Annotated in this window: 18 protein-coding genes; 9 read left to right on the forward strand and 9 right to left on the reverse strand. The window is 56.4% G+C overall.

What is annotated here, in order from left to right:
- Positions 1-144 precede the first annotated feature (144 nt).
- Entirely contained in the window at positions 145-1,110 is a 966-nt protein-coding gene (locus ACXIZX_RS07325; RefSeq protein WP_479403855.1) for an FAD:protein FMN transferase, read from the forward strand.
- On the opposite strand, the gene dcuR is transcribed toward ACXIZX_RS07325, so the two are convergent.
- The 4 genes from dcuR to ACXIZX_RS07345 all read right to left on the reverse strand — a co-directional run bounded on the left by dcuR (position 1,104) and on the right by ACXIZX_RS07345 (position 4,708).
- Entirely contained in the window at positions 1,104-1,823 is a 720-nt protein-coding gene (dcuR, locus tag ACXIZX_RS07330; RefSeq protein WP_008102769.1) for a two-component system response regulator DcuR, read from the reverse strand. The genes ACXIZX_RS07325 and dcuR overlap by 7 nt on opposite strands.
- On the reverse strand, positions 1,820-3,445 hold the full coding sequence (locus tag ACXIZX_RS07335) for a sensor histidine kinase (RefSeq protein WP_479403856.1): 1,626 nt from the start codon (positions 3,443-3,445) through the stop codon (positions 1,820-1,822). Before ACXIZX_RS07335 ends, dcuR begins: the two co-directional genes overlap by 4 nt.
- A 108-nt stretch (positions 3,446-3,553) precedes the next feature.
- A complete protein-coding gene (msrA, locus tag ACXIZX_RS07340; protein WP_479403857.1) occupies positions 3,554-4,090 on the reverse strand; it encodes a peptide-methionine (S)-S-oxide reductase MsrA in 537 nt (178 codons plus the stop codon).
- 63 nt (positions 4,091-4,153) lie between these two features.
- Entirely contained in the window at positions 4,154-4,708 is a 555-nt protein-coding gene (locus ACXIZX_RS07345; protein WP_008102775.1) for a flavin reductase family protein, read from the reverse strand.
- Positions 4,709-4,814: 106 nt separating this feature from the next.
- On the opposite strand from ACXIZX_RS07345, the gene ACXIZX_RS07350 reads away from it, so the two are divergent.
- Positions 4,815-5,318, forward strand: coding sequence for a P-loop nucleotide/nucleoside kinase family protein (locus tag ACXIZX_RS07350; protein ID WP_154194764.1), 504 nt, complete (start codon positions 4,815-4,817; stop codon positions 5,316-5,318).
- Between the two features lie 18 nt (positions 5,319-5,336).
- Positions 5,337-6,395: an NAD(P)H-dependent flavin oxidoreductase gene (locus tag ACXIZX_RS07355; protein WP_479403858.1), complete on the forward strand. Its 1,059-nt coding sequence runs from the start codon at positions 5,337-5,339 to the stop codon at positions 6,393-6,395.
- A 14-nt stretch (positions 6,396-6,409) separates the two neighbouring features.
- On the opposite strand, the gene ACXIZX_RS07360 is transcribed toward ACXIZX_RS07355, so the two are convergent.
- Complete coding sequence (locus ACXIZX_RS07360; RefSeq protein WP_479403859.1) at positions 6,410-7,336, reverse strand: LysR family transcriptional regulator; 927 nt, start codon at positions 7,334-7,336, stop codon at positions 6,410-6,412.
- A gap of 95 nt (positions 7,337-7,431) precedes the next feature.
- Between ACXIZX_RS07360 and ACXIZX_RS07365 the strand changes: the two genes are divergently transcribed.
- Positions 7,432-7,935: an N-acetyltransferase family protein gene (locus ACXIZX_RS07365; RefSeq protein ID WP_479403860.1), complete on the forward strand. Its 504-nt coding sequence runs from the start codon at positions 7,432-7,434 to the stop codon at positions 7,933-7,935.
- Positions 7,936-7,996: 61 nt separating this feature from the next.
- Here the strand turns inward: ACXIZX_RS07365 and ACXIZX_RS07370 are convergent, their stop codons facing one another.
- The 4 genes from ACXIZX_RS07370 to ACXIZX_RS07385 are packed head-to-tail and all read right to left on the reverse strand — an operon-like array spanning position 7,997 to position 12,766.
- Complete coding sequence (locus tag ACXIZX_RS07370; RefSeq protein WP_479403861.1) at positions 7,997-8,818, reverse strand: alpha/beta fold hydrolase; 822 nt, start codon at positions 8,816-8,818, stop codon at positions 7,997-7,999.
- Positions 8,819-8,854: 36 nt separating this feature from the next.
- The gene (locus ACXIZX_RS07375) at positions 8,855-10,480 is read right to left on the reverse strand and encodes an MFS transporter (RefSeq protein WP_479403862.1); all 1,626 of its coding nucleotides are present in this window, start codon (positions 10,478-10,480) and stop codon (positions 8,855-8,857) included.
- Entirely contained in the window at positions 10,467-10,886 is a 420-nt protein-coding gene (locus tag ACXIZX_RS07380) for a DoxX family protein (RefSeq protein ID WP_479403863.1), read from the reverse strand. The genes ACXIZX_RS07375 and ACXIZX_RS07380 overlap by 14 nt, the downstream gene beginning before the upstream one ends.
- 2 nt (positions 10,887-10,888) lie before the next feature.
- Complete coding sequence (locus ACXIZX_RS07385; protein WP_479403864.1) at positions 10,889-12,766, reverse strand: amidohydrolase; 1,878 nt, start codon at positions 12,764-12,766, stop codon at positions 10,889-10,891.
- A gap of 196 nt (positions 12,767-12,962) precedes the next feature.
- Between ACXIZX_RS07385 and ACXIZX_RS07390 the strand changes: the two genes are divergently transcribed.
- The 5 genes from ACXIZX_RS07390 to ACXIZX_RS07410 are packed head-to-tail and all read left to right on the forward strand — an operon-like array spanning position 12,963 to position 20,201.
- Positions 12,963-13,655, forward strand: coding sequence for a hydrolase (locus tag ACXIZX_RS07390; RefSeq protein WP_479403865.1), 693 nt, complete (start codon positions 12,963-12,965; stop codon positions 13,653-13,655).
- Positions 13,656-13,709: 54 nt separating this feature from the next.
- Positions 13,710-13,961: a DUF1427 family protein gene (locus ACXIZX_RS07395; RefSeq protein ID WP_479403866.1), complete on the forward strand. Its 252-nt coding sequence runs from the start codon at positions 13,710-13,712 to the stop codon at positions 13,959-13,961.
- Between the two features lie 2 nt (positions 13,962-13,963).
- Positions 13,964-14,215, forward strand: a complete 252-nt coding sequence (locus ACXIZX_RS07400; protein ID WP_008102799.1) for a XapX domain-containing protein — start codon at positions 13,964-13,966, stop codon at positions 14,213-14,215.
- 41 nt (positions 14,216-14,256) lie between these two features.
- Complete coding sequence (locus ACXIZX_RS07405; RefSeq protein WP_179451191.1) at positions 14,257-14,643, forward strand: response regulator transcription factor; 387 nt, start codon at positions 14,257-14,259, stop codon at positions 14,641-14,643.
- A complete protein-coding gene (locus ACXIZX_RS07410) occupies positions 14,640-20,201 on the forward strand; it encodes a trifunctional serine/threonine-protein kinase/ATP-binding protein/sensor histidine kinase (protein WP_479403867.1) in 5,562 nt (1,853 codons plus the stop codon). The genes ACXIZX_RS07405 and ACXIZX_RS07410 overlap by 4 nt, the downstream gene beginning before the upstream one ends.
- The last annotated feature ends 60 nt before the right edge of the window (positions 20,202-20,261 follow it).

Below are 20,261 nucleotides of genomic sequence, written 5' to 3' on the forward strand. Positions count from 1 at the left end.
TCTCTCGCTGCCTGTCAGGTCGTTCATTCCATTCGGTGCGCATTAATGCGCACCCTACAGGTTTTGTAGGGTCACCATTCATGGTGACCGAATGGTGCTTAACGTCACTTGCAGGCATCTTTTTCTCTCTGAGAAGAGGCATCAATGAACACCGACGCTGGCGTCTATGCCTATTCTGCCGTTCTAATGGGTTCACCCATTCTGCTCAAATTGTTCGATGACAATCCCACGCTTGCCCGCCACGTCTTTCAACTGATCAAACAGCAAGAAAACCTGTTCACCGTTAATCGCGCTGAATCCGAAGTGATGTCGATCAACCACGCCGCAGGCCGCCATCCGGTGATCGTCAGCGAGCCAGTATTTGCCTTGATCAGCGTGGCGCACGCGGTGAGTTTGCTGCCGGAGAGCGCCTTCAATTTCACCATCGGCCCGGTGGTGAAACGCTGGAAAATCGGCTTCCAGGGTCGCGCCGTACCGCCTGCGCTAGAAATCGCCTCACTACTAAAACTGACCGATCCGCATCAGGTGCTGCTCAATCCCGCCGAACGCTCGGTGTTTTTGCAACAGCCGGGCATGGAGATCGATCTCGGTGCCATCGCCAAAGGCTACATCGCCGATCGCGTACAGGCGTTTTTGCGTCAGCAGGGCGTGCAGCAGGCGCTGATCAATCTGGGTGGCAATGTGCAAACGCTGGGCTCGCCGCCGCACGAACCTCAAGGTTGGGGCATTGGCCTGAAAAAGCCGTTTGGTCGCGATGATGAGCTGTTAGGCGTGCTGCAGGTGCAGGGCAAATCGGTGGTGACGTCGGGGATTTATGAGCGCTACTTCGAACTGGATGGCCGCTGTTGGCATCATATTTTTGATCCGCAAACCGGCTATCCGCTGGATAACGAACTGCTGAGCGTGACGGTGATTTCCGATCGCTCAATTGATGGTGATATCTACACCACGCTGCTCTATGGCATGGGCGTGGAGAAAGGGCTGGCTTATCTCGCTGACCAGCCCGACATTGACGCGGTTTTCGTTACTCGCGATCGGCAGATCATCTGCTCCTCGCCGCATCATTTCCATTTCCAGCAGCTCGATTTCGACTGGCAGCTGCGTTACTGACAATATTGCTGCAGCAGCGAATGGTATTCCGGCTGCAGACGATAGCGGTACACCGGACGACCTGTCGCGCCGTAGTGAATACTGGTGAACAGAATATTAATCTGCGCCAGCCAAATCAGGTATTTACGGCAGGATACGCGCGAGATATTCACTTCAGCCGCCAGTTCGTCGGTGGAGAATTCGTGTCCCGGATGCGCATCAATCCACTGACACAGCGTGCGCAGCGTTTGCGGCGTTAAGCCTTTTGGCAGGCGCTTGTTATCGTGCTGCGTCGCCGGACTGCCGTGAATCAGCAGATCCACATCCGCTTGCTGATAGTAATGCTGATTGTCCATCAGCGACTTCTTCTGCCGCCAACCGGTCAGCGCCTCTTCAAAACGCGGGAACTGGAACGGTTTGATCAGGTAATCGACCACGCCGTAGTGCAGCGAGGTTTTGATATTCTCCGCATCGGCAGCAGACGAAATGATGATCACTTCCACCGCGCTCTGCGCCGTGCGCAGCTCCGGCAACAGATCGAGGCCATTCTCCTGCTGCATATAGATATCCAGCAGCACCAGATCGACCGCGGTATCGCTGTTGAACAGGATCTCTTTCGCCTGCTTCAAGGTTGAGGCGGTGCCACAACAGTGAAAGCCCTGAATTTGGCCGATATACGCGCGATTAAGCTCGGCGACCATGGCGTCATCATCGACCACTAACACATTGATCATGCGGATTGGTTTCCTCCATCCCAGGGAAGTTGGACTAAAAATTGGGTAAACACGCCGGGTTCTGACTCGACACTTACGCTGCCACCGATATTTTCGGTTTGCTGCTGCAGCAGAAACAGCCCGACACCACGGTTTTCACCTTTGGTGGAGAAGCCTTTTTCGAAAATGGTGCTGAGATGATCGGCTTCAATGCCCGGACCATCATCACTCACTTCGCAGGTCAGCCAACCGTTTTGGTAGTGCAGCATCACGTGAATCTCGCCTTCTACCTGCTCGCTCATTGCATCCAGCGCATTCTCAATTAGATTGCCGATCACCGTAATCAGCGCCGCCATTTGCTGCTCATTGCCGCTGTCGGGCAGGAAGCTGGCATCGCTGATGGTCAGGCGATGGCCGCAATCCGACGCGCGATTGATTTTGCTCAGCAAGAAACCGGCAATCACCGGCGACTTAATTTTATCGAGCAGGAAACCGATCTCCGTTTGGTAATTATTGGCGGTTTTGAGAATGTAGCTTTCCACCTGCGTGTAGTTTTTCATGTGCAGCAGGCCGAGGATCACATGCAGCTTGTTCATAAATTCGTGCGAGCGCTCACGCAGCGCATCGACGTAGTTTACCATGCCCGTCAGACGCTGCATCAGTTGACTGATTTCCGTCTTATCCCTGAAGGTGCAGACCGCGCCGATAATCCGTCCCTGGCTGCGCACCGGTACGGTATTACTCAGCAACACGCGGCCATTCACATTTAACTCTTCATCACGCCGTGCGCGCCCGCTGTGCAGTACATCCTGCAGATGATCGTTGATCACCGAGGCATCGTAGATGCGGTCGCCGCTGATGGTGCCCATCGAATCGTTCAGCAACGAACGCGCCGCCTGATTCACCAGCGTCACCTGCGCCTGATCGTCCATCGCCACCACGCCTTCTTTTAGCGAATTGAGAATCGCCTGGCGCTGTTCAAACAGGGTGGAAATTTCGTAGGGTTCAAGGCCAAACAGGATGCGCTTCAGCACGCGTACCAGCACAAAGGTGCCAATGGCGCCCGCAAAGGTGCCAATCAGGATAGTCCACAAGATGCTCCAGCGGCTTTGGTTAATCTGATCGGTAACGGCGCTGAGTGAAATGCCCACCACCACAACACCAATCTGCTTATGCTGCGCATTATAGACCGGCGTATAGACGCGCATTGCCCGGCCCAGTACACCTTGATTGACGGAGACATTTTCATGGCCGCGTATCGCGGGCTCAATATCCGTACCAATAAAGTGCTGACCGATGAGTTCAGGATTCAGGTGCGAATAGCGGATGGTATCCATGTTGGTCACCACCACAAACAGCAGGTTATTGCTCTCCTGCACGGCTTTAGCAATGGGTTGGATGCTGGTGGCATTTGGCGGCAATATCAGCGCGCGCTGAATCTCAGGAAATTTGGCCAACGTGCGCGCCACCGCCATGGCCTTATCTTCCAACTGCGCGCGCGTTGAAGCGCCAATCTGGAAAAAATAGAACATGTGCACGCTGAGCAGTACCAGCACAATCACCGCGCTGAGCATCAGAGTGACCAGCGTATTGAGCTTCATCGGCTGCTTGCGCGCCGCGATTCCTTGCTGTGAAGAAGACATGATCGCTCTCGGAGGAGAAGAGGGCGTGTATTATGACGGATAAACTGCAGAAGGTCGCGTATCACGTACGGTCGCCATTCATGGCGACCGTCTGAACTCACGCGGGAATTAACTCGATTTAACCCGATTGGCAAAACTCTTACGCAGCTTCTGCAGTTTCGGTGGGATTACCGCCATGCAGTAGCCGTTGCGCTGACCTGCGCCTTCCCAATAATCCTGATGATAACCTTCCGCCGCATACCACTCTTTCAGCGGCTCGATGGTGGTGACCACCGGATCGCTCAGGCCTTCCTGCGCACGCGCAATCGCGGCAATCGCTTCGGCTTCTTGCTCAGGATTGGCCGGGAAAATCGCCGAACGATATTGCGTGCCCACATCGTTGCCCTGGCGGTTCAGCGTGGTCGGATCATGGGTGGCGAAGCTGATATCCAGCAGATCGCCATATTTCACCTGCGCCGGATCGAAACCGATGCGAATCGCTTCGGCATGGCCGGTCGCGCCGCTGCACACCTGCTCGTAGGTTGGATTCGGACGTGCGCCGCCGGTATAGCCACTCTCGACTGACTCGACGCCAATCACATCTTTAAACACTGCTTCAGTACACCAGAAACAGCCACCAGCGATCACCGCATATTCGGTTGCCATTATATTTACTCCTGTCAGGGCGAAAGGTTAAAAGTGGGGGCAAGCCCATATCAATTCAAGCAGTTAAATTAACATTTCTGGCTTAAAGTCGCTGCGCTTGTCGAGCCGCAAGTTGCTCATCACGCTAAAGCGTCCTTCGCCGGTGTAGTGCAGCGTCGGGGGGAACTCCGGCGTTTCTGCCACATGCGCTTTGACGATCTCAAAGATAAAGAAGTTGTAGTTATCCACCATCGAATCGTCATACAGCTGGCACTCGAAGCTGGCAAAGCACTCATCGATTAACGGCGCATTGACTACGCTGGCCGGTTCGGGCGTCAGGTTGAAGGCATCAAACTTATCAAGGCGATCGCCGTGGCTGTTGCCGATCGCTACCACGTTATCCACCAGATTGGCCGACGGTACGTTGATCACGCACTGGCCGCTCTGGCGAATCAGTTCATGGCTGTAATTGCCGCCGGCAATCATGCAGCCAACCAGCGACGGCGAGAACTCCAAAATGGTGTGCCAGCCGAGCGTCATGATGTCGCGGTGATCCTCAAACTGTGAACTCAGCAGCACCACCGGACCCGGCTCCAGATATTTGCGCGCTTTACTCACCGGAAAGTCGATTTTATGCATCGGGATTCTCCTGTTGTAGGTACAGATGTTCTAAGTGTAGCTGCCACCCTTTACTGGGCTGGCATTTCACGGCATGTTAATGCGTCATCTTATCTGGAGCTGTTTTATGGAATCTGCGTGCGCGTCCACATCTCGTCCTGTGTTGCATCTGCTGTGCGGTAAAATTGCGGCGGGAAAATCAACGTTAGCTCATCAGCTGGCGCAGCAAACCGGTGCGGTGATCATTAGCGAAGATGCCTGGCTGGCGCATCTGTTTGCTGAAGAGATGCAGGATGTGGCGGATTACGTGCGCTGTGCCGGTAAACTGCGCAACGCGATGACGCCGCATCTGATTTCGCTGCTGCAGTGCGGTGTGTCGGTGGTGCTGGATTTCCCCGCCAACACCGTGGCTCAACGCCAGTGGATGAAGGCGGTGATCAACAGCGCCGAGGCTGAACATCAACTGCATTTCCTCGATGTGTCCGATGAACTGTGCAAATCGCGGCTGCACGCGCGCAATGCATCCGGCCAGCACGACTTCGCCGCCACCGATGCGCAGTTTGCGCTGATCAGCAGCTACTTCGTTGCGCCACACAGCGATGAAGGGTTTAACGTGGTTAATCACCGTTAATTAAGCAAGGAGGCTAAAATGAATTATCCGCTGTGCCAGAAGCTTAACCTCACTTATCCGATCATTCAGGCGCCGATGGCTGGCGTCTCCACGCCGGAGCTGGCGGCGGCGGTGAGTAACAGCGGCGCGCTGGGATCGATCAGCGTGGGTGCCTCAACACCGCAGCAGGCGGAAATCATGATCCGCAAAACGCGCGCGCTGACCTCAGCACCGATCAACGTCAACGTCTTTTGTCACGCGCCGGTGCAGCGCAATCCACAGCTAGAACAGGCGTGGATCGCCCGCTTTCAGCCGGTGTTTGCTCGCTATGAAGCGACACCGCCGGATGCGCTGTCGGAGATTTACCAAACGTTTGTCGATAACGACGCAATGCTGGAGGTGTTGCTGGAGACCGCGCCCGCCGCAGTGAGTTTCCACTTTGGTTTGCCGTCCGCCGCTTTCGTGCAGCGTTTGAAAAGTCGCGGCATTATTACGCTGGCGAGCGCCACCAGTATTCGTGAAGCTCAGGTGATTGAAGCCGGCGACATCGATTTTATTGTGGCGCAGGGCATTGAGGCGGGCGGACATCGCGGGATATTCCAGCCTCAAGGCGACGATCAGCAGCTCAGCACCTTTACGCTGGTGCAGGCGATTCGCCAGGTTTCGCGTCTGCCGGTAATTGCCGCCGGTGGCGTGATGGACGGCGCGGGCATTGCCGCCATGCTCAAGCTGGGCGCGGCGGGTGTACAGCTGGGCACCGCGTTTATTCTGTGCCCGGAATCCGCTGCCAATGCGGCGTATCGTCAGGCGCTGAAAAGCGAGCAGGCCAACAGCACCGAGATGATCGCCGCCATCTCTGGCCGCTCGGCAAGATGTCTCACCAACGATTTCTGCCACCTGGCGCGCGAATTCGCGCAGGAATCCATTCCACCTTATCCACTCACCTATGCGTTAGGCAAAGCCCTCGCCGCCGCAGCGGCTGCCAAAGGCGTGCACGGCTTTGGCGCGCAGTGGGCCGGACAGGGCGCGGCGCTGGCGCGGGAAATGCCTGCTGCTGAATTGGTCAAAACGCTGGTGAAGGAGTGGCAAGCGGCGTAATGTTCGCCGCCCCATTAATCATCAAAGCGGTAGGTTTTCTCCATAATGCTGTTAGCCATCATGGTTTTAATCCATTCAGTGGGTTCCCGTTTACCGCTGCGTTTGTGTGAATAGATTTTCACGGTGAACCTTGGCGCGGGAAACGGCAGTTTGAACAAGTTTACATCGGCGGCTTGTTTGATTTTACTGGCGACGAAGGACGGGATCGCCATCAGCAATTCACTTTCCGCGATAATAAAGGGTGCGCTCAACATGGATGGCGTTCTAATGGCAATGCGGCGCTTAAGACCCATGCGCGCAAGATGGGAATCCAGCAATCCCTGCTTTTCATTCCACGGCGTCACGACCAGATGTCCGGCGGCAAGATAGTCTTCAAGATTCAGGCTGCTACGTCGCGCATTGGCAATCACAATAAACTCATCACTGAATAAATCGGTCTCTTCCAGGTCTGGATGATGCATGCCTTCCGGCTCGCTAAAACTCAGCGCCATATCGATTTCACCAGCGAGTAATTCAATCAGCGCCGGATTATGTGGCAAATGGCAGAGTTCAAAACTCAGTTTGGGTGCCGTATTGGTCAGCGCATTCATCAGACCCGGAAACACGCAAAAAGCGGTGTAATCCGTTACCGCAATTCGAAAACAGTCATCGCTGGTCAGGGGATTAAAAGGCTGCACCGGGCTGAGATGCCGATTCAATCCGGTTAGCGTTTCGGCAATATAGGGTGCCAGCTGGCAGGCATAGACGCTGGGACACATTTTGTGGCCTTCGCGATAAAACAGCGGATCTTTAAAAAAATCACGTAATCGGGACAACGCGTGGCTAAGCGCGGAGGTACTCAGATTGAGTTCAATCGCCGCCAGCCTGACCGAACCGTGCCTGAAAACTGCGTCGAAAACGGGGAGAAGATTCAAGTCCAGTCGACGCAGAACATGATGCATGAAATTCACCTATCATTGATTTTATTGCACTTATTTCATCGAACAATACCCATTATGCTGAGCAGCATCAATCTGATTAAGAAAGAAAATAATGCATGAAGATGACTATTCGGCCAGCCAATCCTGAAGACGCAGACGCCATCTACGGCATGATTGCCGAGTTGTCGGTTTATGAGCATGGATTGCAGCAGTCAGTGACGACTGCAGAAGAGATCAGATCGATGCTATTTAATCCCGACAGTAATAGCGAAGCGCTGATGTGCGAGATTGATGGCTCAACCGCCGGTTATGCGGTGATTACGCGTAGCTACTCGGCGTGGCTTGGGCGTCGCGGGATGTATATGGAGGATTTGTACTTCTCGCCCAATTTTCGTGGTCTGGGCGCAGGCAAAGCGCTGCTGCAGTATGTCGCGCAGCACGCGGTCAATCATCAGTGTAATCGTATTGAGTGGAGTGCATTAGATTGGGATCAGTCCGCCAGAGAGTTCTATCTCAGCATCGATGCGCTGCCGTTAAATGAGTGGGTACGTTATCGACTCGACGGGGCAGCATTAGAGAAATTCGCCGCCGCCGCGCCGCAATCGGTGTTGGGTCTGTAACGCATTTCGTAGGGTGCGCATTCATGCGCACCAGGTCACCATAAATGGCGACCCTACGGAGTTACAGCGATTGCAGGAACGTCAGCAGATCCGCGTTGAGCTGATCGGTATGCGTCACTGCAAAGCCGTGCGGTGCGTTGTCATACACTTTCAGCTGCGCACCGCTAATCATTTCGGCGGCGACTTTCCCGGTGGTTTCGAACGGCACGATCTGGTCGTTGCTGCCGTGAATCACCAGCGTCGGCACGTCGATTTTCGCCATATCAGGACGGAAATCGGTCTCCGAGAAGGCGGTAACACAATCAATCGTCCCTTTCAGCGACGCCAGCAGCGCAATATTCATTGTCTGCGTCAGCGCGCCTTGTGAAACCGTTTGACCGGCGTTAATGCCGTAGAACGGTGTGGCAAAATCACTGATAAACTGCGCGCGATCTTTACGTAAGCCCTGACGAATGCCTTCAAACACCGACAAATCGACGCCCGCCGGATAATCATCGGCCTTGCCGAAGATCGGTGTCACCGCGCCCAGCAGCACTAAGCTATCAACCCGCGCTGTGCCGTAATTGTTGATGTAGCGCGCCACATCGCCGCCACCCATTGAGAAACCTACCAGCGTAACGTTTTGCAGATCCAGATGAGTAATCAGGTCGTTAATATCCGATGCGAAGGTGTCGTAGTTGTAGCCTTCCCACGGTTGATCGGAACGCCCAAAGCCCCGGCGATCAAAAGCGATAACGCGATAGCCTTTCTCCGCCAGAAAATTCAGCTGGCTATCCCACATATCGCCGTCGAGCGGCCAGCCGTGACTGAACAGCACCGGCTTGCCGGTACCCCAATCTTTGAAATAGATCTGCGTACCATCCTGAGTCTTGAATGTGCTCATGTTCCAGCCTTATTGATGTCGAGAGATGAGAGCGCCTTATTCAGGCGCCACGAGGTAACGAACTTCCGGCAGTGCTGTACCTTGATGGAATCCCAGCACGCGATTCTGAATCTTTTGATCGTTCATGGTGTAGCGCTCGCGCTGACGCAAATGCTCCATCCACGAACCAACCACAAAGGTCTCGACAAAAATGCCGGGCTGCAGCATGTCTTCATACAGCGACCAGTTCAGCGCGCCGCCACGCCGTCTGACGCGACGCATATCCTGCATGCAGACCGCAAAGGCATGCGCCTCACTGCGGTTGATCTGATAATGATAGCTGACCATCACCGGCCCACGATCGTGACGAATCTGCAGCTCGGGCAAGGGATCGCTAACCGTGCTGAGGTCGAGGTTCAAATCCGGATCCTGATCCAGCCGCCAGCGCAGCACCGTCAAACTCGCCAGCAGCATGCCGAGGGTGGCGACAGTCAGGGAGACTGGAATGCTGAATTTTGATGCTAGCTGTCCCCAGATAGCGCTGCCTAGCGTCATAGAGCCAAAAAACACCGTTAAATAAACCGCCAGCGCACGGGCTTTCACCCATTTTGCGGCGCTACGTTGCGCGCCTAGATTGAGGGTGGAAAGCACGGCGATCCACGCAAAGCCGGTAAAGAACTCGAACGCATTCAGCAACCAGATGTGACGAATAAACGCCAGCGCCAACATAGTGATGGCAAATATCACGCTCGCCAGCACCATCAGCTGATCGGGATTGAAGCGTTTACGCATACGCGGCAACAGCAGCGCACCGCAAATCGCGCCTACGCCGATGCAACCCAGCATAATGCCGTAGCCGCCGGGGCCGAGGCCCAGCTCGCGCCGCGCCACCAGCGGCAGCAGAGCCCAGCCGGCGCTACCAAAGACAAAGAAGGCGACTGTGCGTACCAGCACATTACGCAGTACCGGCGCGGCGTGCACATAGCGCACGCCAGCGCGCACCGCCGGGAAGAAGTGTTCTGGCGGTAAACGCTGCACGCTGGGCTGCGCTTTCCAGAGATACAGCACCAGAAACACGCCGAGTACCGAGAGCGTATTCAGCAGAAACACCATCCACGGACCGGCAAACGACAGAATCAGGCCGCCGAGCGCCGGGCCGATCGCGCGACTGATGTTGATGCCAAGCGAGTTGAGCGCGATCGCCGGACCCAGTTCCTCCTTACTGACCAAATCGGGCACGATGGCCTGGAAGGGCGGAGAGCTCATGGCCGCGCCGGTACTCAGCAGGAAAGCGGCAATCAGCAGCACCATCGGCGTCACCAGCCCGGCCCACGACAGCAGTGTCAGACTCGCAGCGGCAATAAATACCCAGATTTGTGAGAACAGTAGGTATTTACGCCGGTCAACGATATCCGCCATCACGCCGGACGGCAGCGCAAACAGAAACATCGGTAAGCTGCTGGCGGCCTGCACCAGCGCCACCGAGAGCGGATCGGCGCTCAGGGTTAGCATGGTCCAGTTAACGCCGACGTCGTTCATCCATGAACCGACATTGGAGACCACGGTAGCGATCCACAGCATGCGGAACACGCGTTGGCGCAGCGGCTGCCACGGTGAAATCGTCTGCGGAACGGGCGGGAGATCTGCCTCCGGGATGTCATGAATGTCATTAACCTGCGCCACGTACCACCTCCGCAACTCCGCCAAACACGCGCCAGCGACCGGGACCGGTCAGCGACAGTGTGGTGAAAATGATCAGCAGCAGCCAGCCAAACTGACCTTCCGCTATGCTCCAGTCGGGATGGACAAACAGCATCGCCACCAGCAGCACGCCGATAATCGGCAAACAGGCGAGGCGGGTAAAGACACCGAGCAGGATAAACAGCGGGCAGACCACTTCAGCCACGATCGCCGCCAGCAGGCTGAGGTAAGCACCAAGGCCAAACGGATCCTCAATACGTGTCAGTTCTTCACTGAAATGGAACACCTTCGGCAAGCCGTGCACGTGCAGCAACAGCAGGCAGCCGGTGAGGCGCAGGAAGAACAGCCCCGCATCAATGCGAGGCGGCTGAGAGAGTGAATGTTTCATGGTTAGAAAGCGAAGCAGCTGCAGCCGAGCGCGCCCCAGAAGGCGTTCTCTTCCGAAACCGGCAAGTTGGCACCGCGCGCAATCTCGTGGGAATGCGTATGCACGCCGCACGGGCCGCTACAGTGATGCGCTTGCTGCATCATGCCCACGCGCGTGGTGGCGGTGGGCGGCGCGCTGCGATAGTGGCCGGGAACCTTGACCACCGGCGACCATTCCGGCAGCACCGGAATTGAGGGTGGTGCTTCCGAACTGAAAGAGCCTGCGGCATAGACGATGTTACCGTCGACCAGGGTCAGCACCGACTCAATGCCTTTGATCTCCTCTTCAGGCACGCTGAAGTAGTCTTTGCTCAGCACCACCATGTCGGCCAGCTGACCGATTTTAATCTGGCCTTTTTTACCTTGCTCGCTGGAGAACCAGGCGCTGCCCTGCGTCCACAGCATCAACGCCGTATCGCGATCGAGGCGCGCGTTAACGTCATACATCTGCATGCCGCCCACAGTGCGCCCCGATACCAGCCAGTAAAGCGCGGTCCACGGGTTGTAACTGGCCACGCGGGTCGCATCGGTTCCCAAACCAACCGGCACGCCGGTCTCCAGCATGCGCGCCACCGGCGGCGTATGGCGTGTCGCCTCAATGCCATATCGCTCAGCAAAGTATTCGCCCTGGAAGGCCATGCGATGCTGTACGGCAATGCCGCCGCCCAGCTCTTTGATGCGATCAAGGTTACCCTGCGTCACAGTTTCGGCGTGGTCGAAGAACCAGTGCAGCCCGTTGAACGGAATGTCGCGGTTCACTTTCTCAAATACATCCAGCATGCGGCTGATCGATTCATCGTATGTGGCGTGCAGGCGGAACGGCCAGCGATGCTCCACCAGATGGCGCACCACGCGTTCCAGCTCATCTTCCATGCCTGGCGCTAGATCCGGACGCGGTTCGAGGAAATCTTCAAAATCGGCAGCAGAGAACACCAGCATTTCACCGGCACCGTTATGGCGGAAATAGTCGCTGCCCTGGCCCGGCGTCAGCATATCGGTCCACTTTTCGAAATCTTCCAGCTCGTGGCCCGGACGCTGGGTAAACAGGTTGTAGGCGATACGCAGCGTCATCTGCTTCTTCTCATGCAGCTCGGCAATGACTTCGTAATCTTCTGGATAATTCTGGAAACCGCCGCCCGCATCAATCGCGCTGGTCAGGCCGAGGCGGTTCAACTCGCGCATAAACTGGCGGGTGGAATTGACCTGCTGCTCCAGCGGCAGTTTTGGCCCTTTCGCCAGCGTGGCGTAAAGGATCATGGCGTTCGGGCGCGCAATCAGCATACCGGTTGGGTTGCCATTGCTGTCACGTTGGATCTCACCGCCCGGCGGATTGGGCGTGTCTTTGGTATAGCCCACCACTTTCAACGCGGCGCGGTTGAGCAGGGCGCGGTCATACAGATGCAGGATGAAAACCGGCGTATCGGGCGCGGCTTCATTGATCTCATCCAGCGTCGGCATGCGACGCTCGGCAAATTGAAACTCGGTCCAGCCGCCCACCACGCGCACCCACTGTGGCGATGGCGTGCGCAGCGCCTGTTCTCGCAGCATGCGTAGCGCATCGGCGATGGAGGGCACGCCTTCCCAGCGCAATTCGAGATTGTAATTGAGGCCGCCACGGATCAGGTGCAGGTGGGAATCATTCAGGCCGGGAATGGCGGTATGACCTTTGAGGTCAATTACTTTGGTGCCTTCGCAGTGATGCTGCATCACGTCGGCCAGACTGCCCACTTCGAGAAATTTGCCATCGCGCATCGCCACGGCCTCGGCAATTGGGTTGCCGCGATCGACGGTATGAAACCGCCCATTAGTCAAAATGATATCTGCTTTACCTAACGTAACCATAAAACCTCCTGAATGAGATGTCCTGCCAATTGCGCAGGTGAAATGCGTGGAGGGATTATGTTCAGGAGGTCTGGAAAGCGTCTAGTTATACAAAAGGATAGGTATACCTTCGTATAGTTATACCTTTAGATAATAGTTCGTGTGCCTAAAGGTTCCTACACTGCGTCCAGACATTCACCTCAATGGGCATACAAAAATGACAACCAGTAAATTAGAAGTACTGACGCCGCACAACTGCCAGATCATCTTCATCGACCAGCAGCCACAAATGGCCTTTGGCGTGCAGTCCATCGACCGTCAGGTATTGAAAAATAACGTGATGGCGCTGGCGAAAGCGGCGAAGGTCTTCAACATTCCTACCGTGCTGACCACGGTTGAGACCGAGAGCTTCTCAGGTAACACCTTCCCGGAGCTGCTGGATGTGTTCCCAGGCCAGGATATTCTCGAGCGTACCTCAATGAACTCGTGGGATGACCAGAAAGTGCGTGACGCTCTGGCGGCCAACGGTAAAAAGAAAATTGTGGTTTCCGGTCTGTGGACTGAAGTGTGTAACAACACTTTCGCGCTGTGCGCCATGCTGGAAGGCGATTATGAAATCTATATGGTGGCTGATGCTTCAGGCGGCACCACCAAAGAAGCCCACGACTATGCCATGCAGCGCATGATTCAGGCGGGCGTGATCCCGATGACCTGGCAGCAGGTGATGCTGGAGTGGCAGCGCGACTGGGCGCACAAAGAGACCTACAACGCGGTGATGGATATCGCCAAAGAGCACTCCGGCGCTTACGGCATCGGCGTGGATTACGCTTACACCATGGTGCACAAAGCGCCGTCGCGTCAGAAGAGCGAGCATCGCACGCTGGCGCCGGTTCCTGCGCCCGTTCGCTAAATCGTCACGCAGGCGAGCGCTATCGGGCTCGCCTTTCTTTTGCAAGGAGGACCGGTGAGTCCTTTACTGATTTCTCTGTCTGCGGGCGTGTTTATCGGCCTGATTTACGCCTTACTCAACGTGCGATCGCCAGCACCGCCCGCCGTGGCGCTGGTGGGATTGCTGGGCATGATAGTGGGCAGCTCGCTGGGCGGAAAATTGACGCATCCCATGGCCACCGCTGCGCCAGTTGATAAAACGCAGCACGCGATTGCCGCTGAGAAGCCGTCACACTCCGCCACGCTCACGCCAAAACAGGCGGGATGAACATGCTGAAAACCTATGCGATTTCGCTCTCCGTCGGCATTTTAGTCGGCATCATTTATGCCGTTATCGACGTCAATTCCCCGGCGCCGCCAGTGATTGCGCTACTTGGCCTGTTTGGTATGCTGGTCGGCGAACAGATTATCCCGCTGTGCAAGCGCCTGATTAACCGTCAACCGGTAACGCTGGCCTGGTTTCGTCATGAGTGCGTGCCTAAAATCAGCGGCACGCCGCCGCCCAGTGACAAAACCTCCTGAGGACGCGCCGCAGGCAGTGAATAATAATTAAGGAACACAGCATGCAGCTGTCGCAGCGCATTGTCGTTGTTGATGATGAACGATCTGTTCGCAGTGGTTTATGTAATCTGCTTCAGTCGGAAGGATACGCAACGCAGGCATTTGAGTCGGCTGAAGCGCTATTGGCGGACGAGACGGCGCTGCACGACGCTGCGCTGTTTATTATTGATGTTGAGCTCAACGGCATGTCGGGCTTTGAGTTGTTCCGTGCGCTGGTAGAGCGTCTCGAGAACCCACCCGGTATCATCATCTCCGGCAACGGCGATGAGAATATGCTCTGGTATGCCATCAATCTAGGCGCGATAACCTTTATGCGAAAGCCCATTGATATCGACCTGCTGTTTGAACATATCCGCCTGGCATTTTCTTCCCAGGCTGCGCGCCAATGAGCACGCTTTTCCTCTCATTAAATATCGCGGATGACGCGGCGCTGGTACTGGCGGATGACATCGTTTTCACCCCGCTGGCGCAGGAAGGACAAGTTGAGTGGATCGAATGCCGCCACTTGATTTCCGATGAGTGCTTTGTGCTGGCTACGGCGGCGGCCGAAGAGGCGGTGTTTCCGGTGACGCAACTGCTGAAAAATGAGTATGCGCTGCGCACCTTATTAGCCGAGAGCTGGGCGCTAAAACCGCTGCGCCACACCTTATATCAAGGGCGTTACGCGCTGATTTATCCCGCGTTCCACTACCAAACGCTGGCGGATTATCTGCGCCTGCCCGCCGGGAAAATCCAGAAGTTCATCAGCTGCGCCGTCCTGCTGTGCAATGCGCTCAGCAAGCTGCATCAGCAAGGTTTGGTGCACGGCGACATCAAACCGGCCAATTTCTTCTTCACCGACCAGGGCGACGTGGTACTAGGCGGCTTTGGCCTGGCGTTTATGGAAGCGGACTCACAGCAGCCGCTGCGCGCCGCGGTGACCGGCGGAACGCTGGCCTACATGTCGCCGGAACATACTTCGCGCACCGCGCACGCGGTTAGCCGGGTCAGCGATCTCTACAGCCTTGGCATTGTGCTCTACGAATTGCTCACCGGCAGGCTTCCCTACGGCAGCGCCGAAGGGGGTGCGGCTGAGTGGGTGCATCATCACATTGCCTCCGAAGCGCTGCCGCCGCACCGGCTGCGCAAAGATGTGCCGCTGGTGCTCTCGTCCCTCATTTTACGACTGCTGACCAAATCGCCGGAACAGCGTTATCAAACCGTCGAGGGCGTGCTGGCCGATCTGCGACGCTGCGAATCCAACTTAATGCCTGATGGTCTGGTCGAATCCTTTGCGCTGGGCTTACAGGATGTGCCGACCTCGACGCTATCCTCTGATGTGCTGTATAGCGACCATGCTCAGGCCAGTGAGATGCTGGCGGCATTTGATGAGGTGAGCAGCAGCGGCAAACACTGCATGGTGGCGATTAGCGGCGCGCCCGGCTCCGGAAAATCGTCGCTGATTGCCTCAGCGCTTAAAATCCTGCGGGAAAAAAATGCGCTGCTGACGGTGACCAAAGCCGATCAGCACTCACCCATTTTGCCCTATGCGGTCTTTACCTCAGCGTTTCAATCGTTGACGCTCCATCTGCTTGGGTTGCCCGCCGCAGAGATGGCGCGCTGGAAAACACACATCACGCGTCAGTTGGGGCATTACGTCGGGCTGGCGGTTAATCTTGTGCCTGAGCTGGGCATCTTGCTCAACCAGAAAGCCAGCGTGCAGGCAGATGCGCGCTCGCTGGATGCGCGCAATCGCCTGAATCTGGTGGCCTGCAGCCTGGTGAAAGCCTTTACGGTACCGGGGCGGCCGCTGATCCTGTTGATTGATGACGTGCACTGGGCCGATCAGGCGACTTTGCAGCTGTTGCAGAATCTGCTGCGTTCCAGCGACGATATCCCCTTGTTGCTGGTGATTTCTCACCGTGATCACGCTTCGTTGCCTTGTCCGACGGTGGTCGCCAGCCTTGATCGGATTCGTGCAGCCGCCACGCGCATTGTGGATGTGACGCCCGAGCCGCTGTCGGTGAAAAATATCGCCAGCTGGCTGGCCGGCATTTTTCACACGCGCAGCGCAGAGACCGCAGAGCTGGCGCAGATTATTCATGAAAAAACCGCCGGGAATCCGCTCGCCACGCGTGAGTTTTACCGCCAGGCGGTGCGCGATCATCACATCACGCACATCGCATCCCATAAATGGACCTACAATCCGCACGCGCTGAGAAACAGCCATTACACCGCGAACGTTGCAGCCAGCGTGCTGCAACAGCTGCAGTTGCTCGCGCTGCCGGTGCGCCAGCTGCTGGGCCGATTGGCCTGCATCGGCAGCAGCGGCGATCTGCCGGTATTGGCCGGCATTCTGCAGACGGCGGTTAGCGCGATTCATGTCACGCTGCGACCTGCGGCCGAGGCGCGGTTGATCTCGCTGACCGATCACAGCTACGCCTTTATGCATGACAGCATGCATGAGGCCGCGCTGAAGTTGCTGTCGTCGGCAGCAAAAGATGATTTTCACTTTGCCGCCGCCCGCTATTACATGCAGGCCGCGCGCGAGGATAATGCGCATGCGCTGCTGTTCAGTGCCGCGCATCACACCATCACGCTGCAAAACCGCGCACTTTTAACACCTGAAGCTGCTGCCTTCGGTCTGCTGTTACTCAACGCCACCCGACGCGCGAAGATTATGGGCGATTACGCTTCCGCGCTGCGCTTCTTACACACCGCCCGCGCGCTCAACGCAGAATCAGGCGCGGAGGAGGGCGGCGTAATTTTGTTTGAGCAAGCGGAGTGTGAGTTTCTAAGTGGCAACTTATCGGGCGCGCTGGCGTTGAGCTCTGAGATTCTCGCTACGCCCGGCGCGGTCACCGATAAAGCCGAGGCCGCGACGCTGATAGCGGAAATCCATATGCGTCAGTCCGACAGTCAGCTGGCGCTGGAAACCGCGCTGGCCTGGCTGGCGGTGTTTGGCATTCATCTAAACCGCTATCCGGATAAAGCCGAATGCGATGCCGCCCGGCAATTGCTGAAAAAGGATGTCGGCAAAAATCCCTACACGCGTTTCCGCTCTCTGTCGCGAGTGACCTGCCATAAAACCGAAGCCGTGATGAACCTGATGGCCAGCGCCAGCACCTTCGCTGCCTTTATCAGCCCACGGTTGCAGTTCATTATCCTGTGCAAACTTCTGCATCTGACAATGGAGAAGGGCATCAGCGGTGCCTCCACGCTGGCGCTTGCGTGGTACGGCGTGGTGTGTGGCGATCAGTTCAACGAATATAGCCGTGGTTTTGCCAGCGCGCTGCTGGCCCGCGAGTTGGTGTATAAGCACGATTTCGTCAGCTATAAAGCGCGTACGCTGATGCCGCTGGATCAGGTGAGCGTCTGGACCATGCCGCTCAGTTATGCCATTGAGTGCGCAAAAGCGACCTTTGATGTGGCGGTTGATATCGGCGATCGCACCTCGGCGTGTCTGGCGCTGCGTCACCTCACCATGAACTGCCTGGCGCGCGGTGACCATCTTGATGGGGTGCATACCTCGATCATGCGCGGCATGGTGTATGTGCGCAAAGCGCAATATCGCGATGTGGAAGTGATTCTCGGCATGCAGCTGGATTACGTGATGTTCCTGCGTAAATCCGTCGGTGAGACATTGTCCGGCGATGATTTCAGGGCGCCTGCGTTAAACGTGGTGCAACCGGAACATGCCATTGAACCACTTTTTTTGATGCAGTTTTGGGCGCGGCTGTACAAAGGCATGGCGCATTTCTTTGCCGGTGAATATGCCGCCGCCCATCGCCAGTTCAGCGACGCCGCGCCGCTGACAGAGGTGATTCCCGGCCATGTGCATATGCTGGATTTTCATCTGTATAGCGCGCTTTCGCTCACCATACCGCTGCAACCGAATGAGCTTGATGCCACGCAGCGGCAGCAACTGCAGCGCCATCTTGAAAGAATCATCACCTGGTCAGCGGAGAACCCAGGCACCTTTGCCGACAAGGAAGCGCTGCTGCGCGCTGAACTGCTCAGGCTGGAGGATAACAGCGGTGCGGCGCTGGAGCAGTTTGAAAAAGCCATCGAGCTGTCGCGCAAAGGTCAGTTCCATCCTATCAACGGTCTGGCCTGCGAACTGGCGGCGCGCTGCGCCAATGCGCGCGGCATGGCGTTCGCCGCCGAAGGATATATTAAAGGCGCGCTTGCCGCCTGGGAGCGCTGGGGTGCGGGCGCAAAAGTGCGTCAGCTTGAAATGCACTATCCGCATCTGGCGGCGCACCCGCCGCAGAGCGCATTAAACACCGTGACCTTTGAGCAGAGCGCGGTGATCAGCGACTTGCAAAGCATGGTGACGGCGATGCGTGCGTTAACCGAAGAGATCAATCTTGATCGGCTGATCCATATTTTGATGATGATGCTGGTTGAGCGCGCTGGGGCGCAGCACTGTATTTTGATCCGTCTCATCGACGGCAATGTGCCGGAAATTCAGGCCCGCGCCTCCTCCACGGTGGAAGGCGTCCGAGTGAAGATCGTCAATGAACTGCCGGTGGCGACCGATCTGCCGCTGTCGATTCTCTCGGCGGTGATCCGCACTGGACAAGAAATCCGTACCGGCAGGCCGGAAGTTTTCAGTCCGTTTAGTCAGGATAACTATCTGGTCGCCTCCGGCGCGGCGGTGATGTGCGTACCGATGTTCCGCCAGGCGCAAATGGTGGGCGTGCTCTACCTGGAAAACCGGCTGATGCCGGACGTTTTCACCGCTGAGCACTCGCGCATTGTCTCGATGTTAGGTGCGCAGGCCGCCGTTTCTCTGGAAACGGCGCGGCTGTATGCCGAGCTGGTGGAAGAGAACATCCAGCGGCGGAAAATTGAAAAACAGCTGCGCGCCAGCCAGACATCCTTGATGCTGGGTGAAAAAATCAGTAATACCGGCACCTGGCACTGGCATCTGGGGCCGGATATTCAGCTGATATCGGACGAATATAAACGCATCATGGGGCTGCCCGCCGGGCAGGTGAGTACCTCAATGGCGGAGTTTCAGCGGCGGGTACATCCAGACGATATTCAGTGCCTGAAAGCGCTGATTGAATCCAGCGTGGCCAATGGCGTGAGCATGCAGGCTGAATTCCGCATCATCCGTGATGATGGTGAATGCCGTTACATCAAAGGCATCGGTGAGCCGGTGGAGAACTGGCCGGAGGTCGCCGAATATTTCGGCACGCTGACGGATATCACCGCGCAGCGTCAGTCTGAGGATGCCGCCAGGATTGCGCAGGCAGAGCTGGCGCGCGTGGCGCGCGCTACCACGGTAGGACAGCTGACCTCATCGATCGCCCATGAAATCAATCAACCACTGATGTCGATTGTGGCCAATGCCGGCGCCAGCCTGCGTTGGTTGAAGCGCGAACCGGCTCAGCTCGACAAAGCCAGCGAAAGCATTGAGGAGATCATTAACGAAGGGCGGCGCGCCGGCGAAATTATTCGCGGCCTGCAGTCACTGACGCGCAATAATGTCGCGGAGTATGGCGCCGCCAGGCTGCATCTGCTGGCGCGCGATATTTTAACCTTGTCGCGTCTGGAACTTGAGCGCCGTTTTGTGGCACTGGAAATGGATATCAAAGCGCAATGGGATGAGGTTTTTTGCGAGCGCGTACAGATTCAGCAGGTGTTGTTGAATCTGGTGATTAATGCCATTGAGGCGATGGCTGATAATTCCGGGGCGCGTATCTTGCGGCTCTCATCTTCTAATCCTGACGCTAATCTTATTCGTATTGAGGTTGCCGACAACGGTACCGGCTTATCGGCAGAGGTTATCGGCAAGATCTTCGACTCGTTCTATACCACCAAAGCAGAAGGGATGGGAATGGGCCTGACCATCAGTAACGAAATCATCAAACGTCATGGTGGTGTGTTGAGCGCGGAAAATCGCCCGCAGGGTGGCAGCGTATTTAGCTTTACCCTGCCGTTGAATGCGGAGAAATAGTTTATCGTATCCTCCCGCACTATTTCGCGGGAGGATTGTTGTACAGTTATCGTTATAAAG

The sequence above is a fragment of the Candidatus Pantoea symbiotica genome, assembly GCF_056491525.1.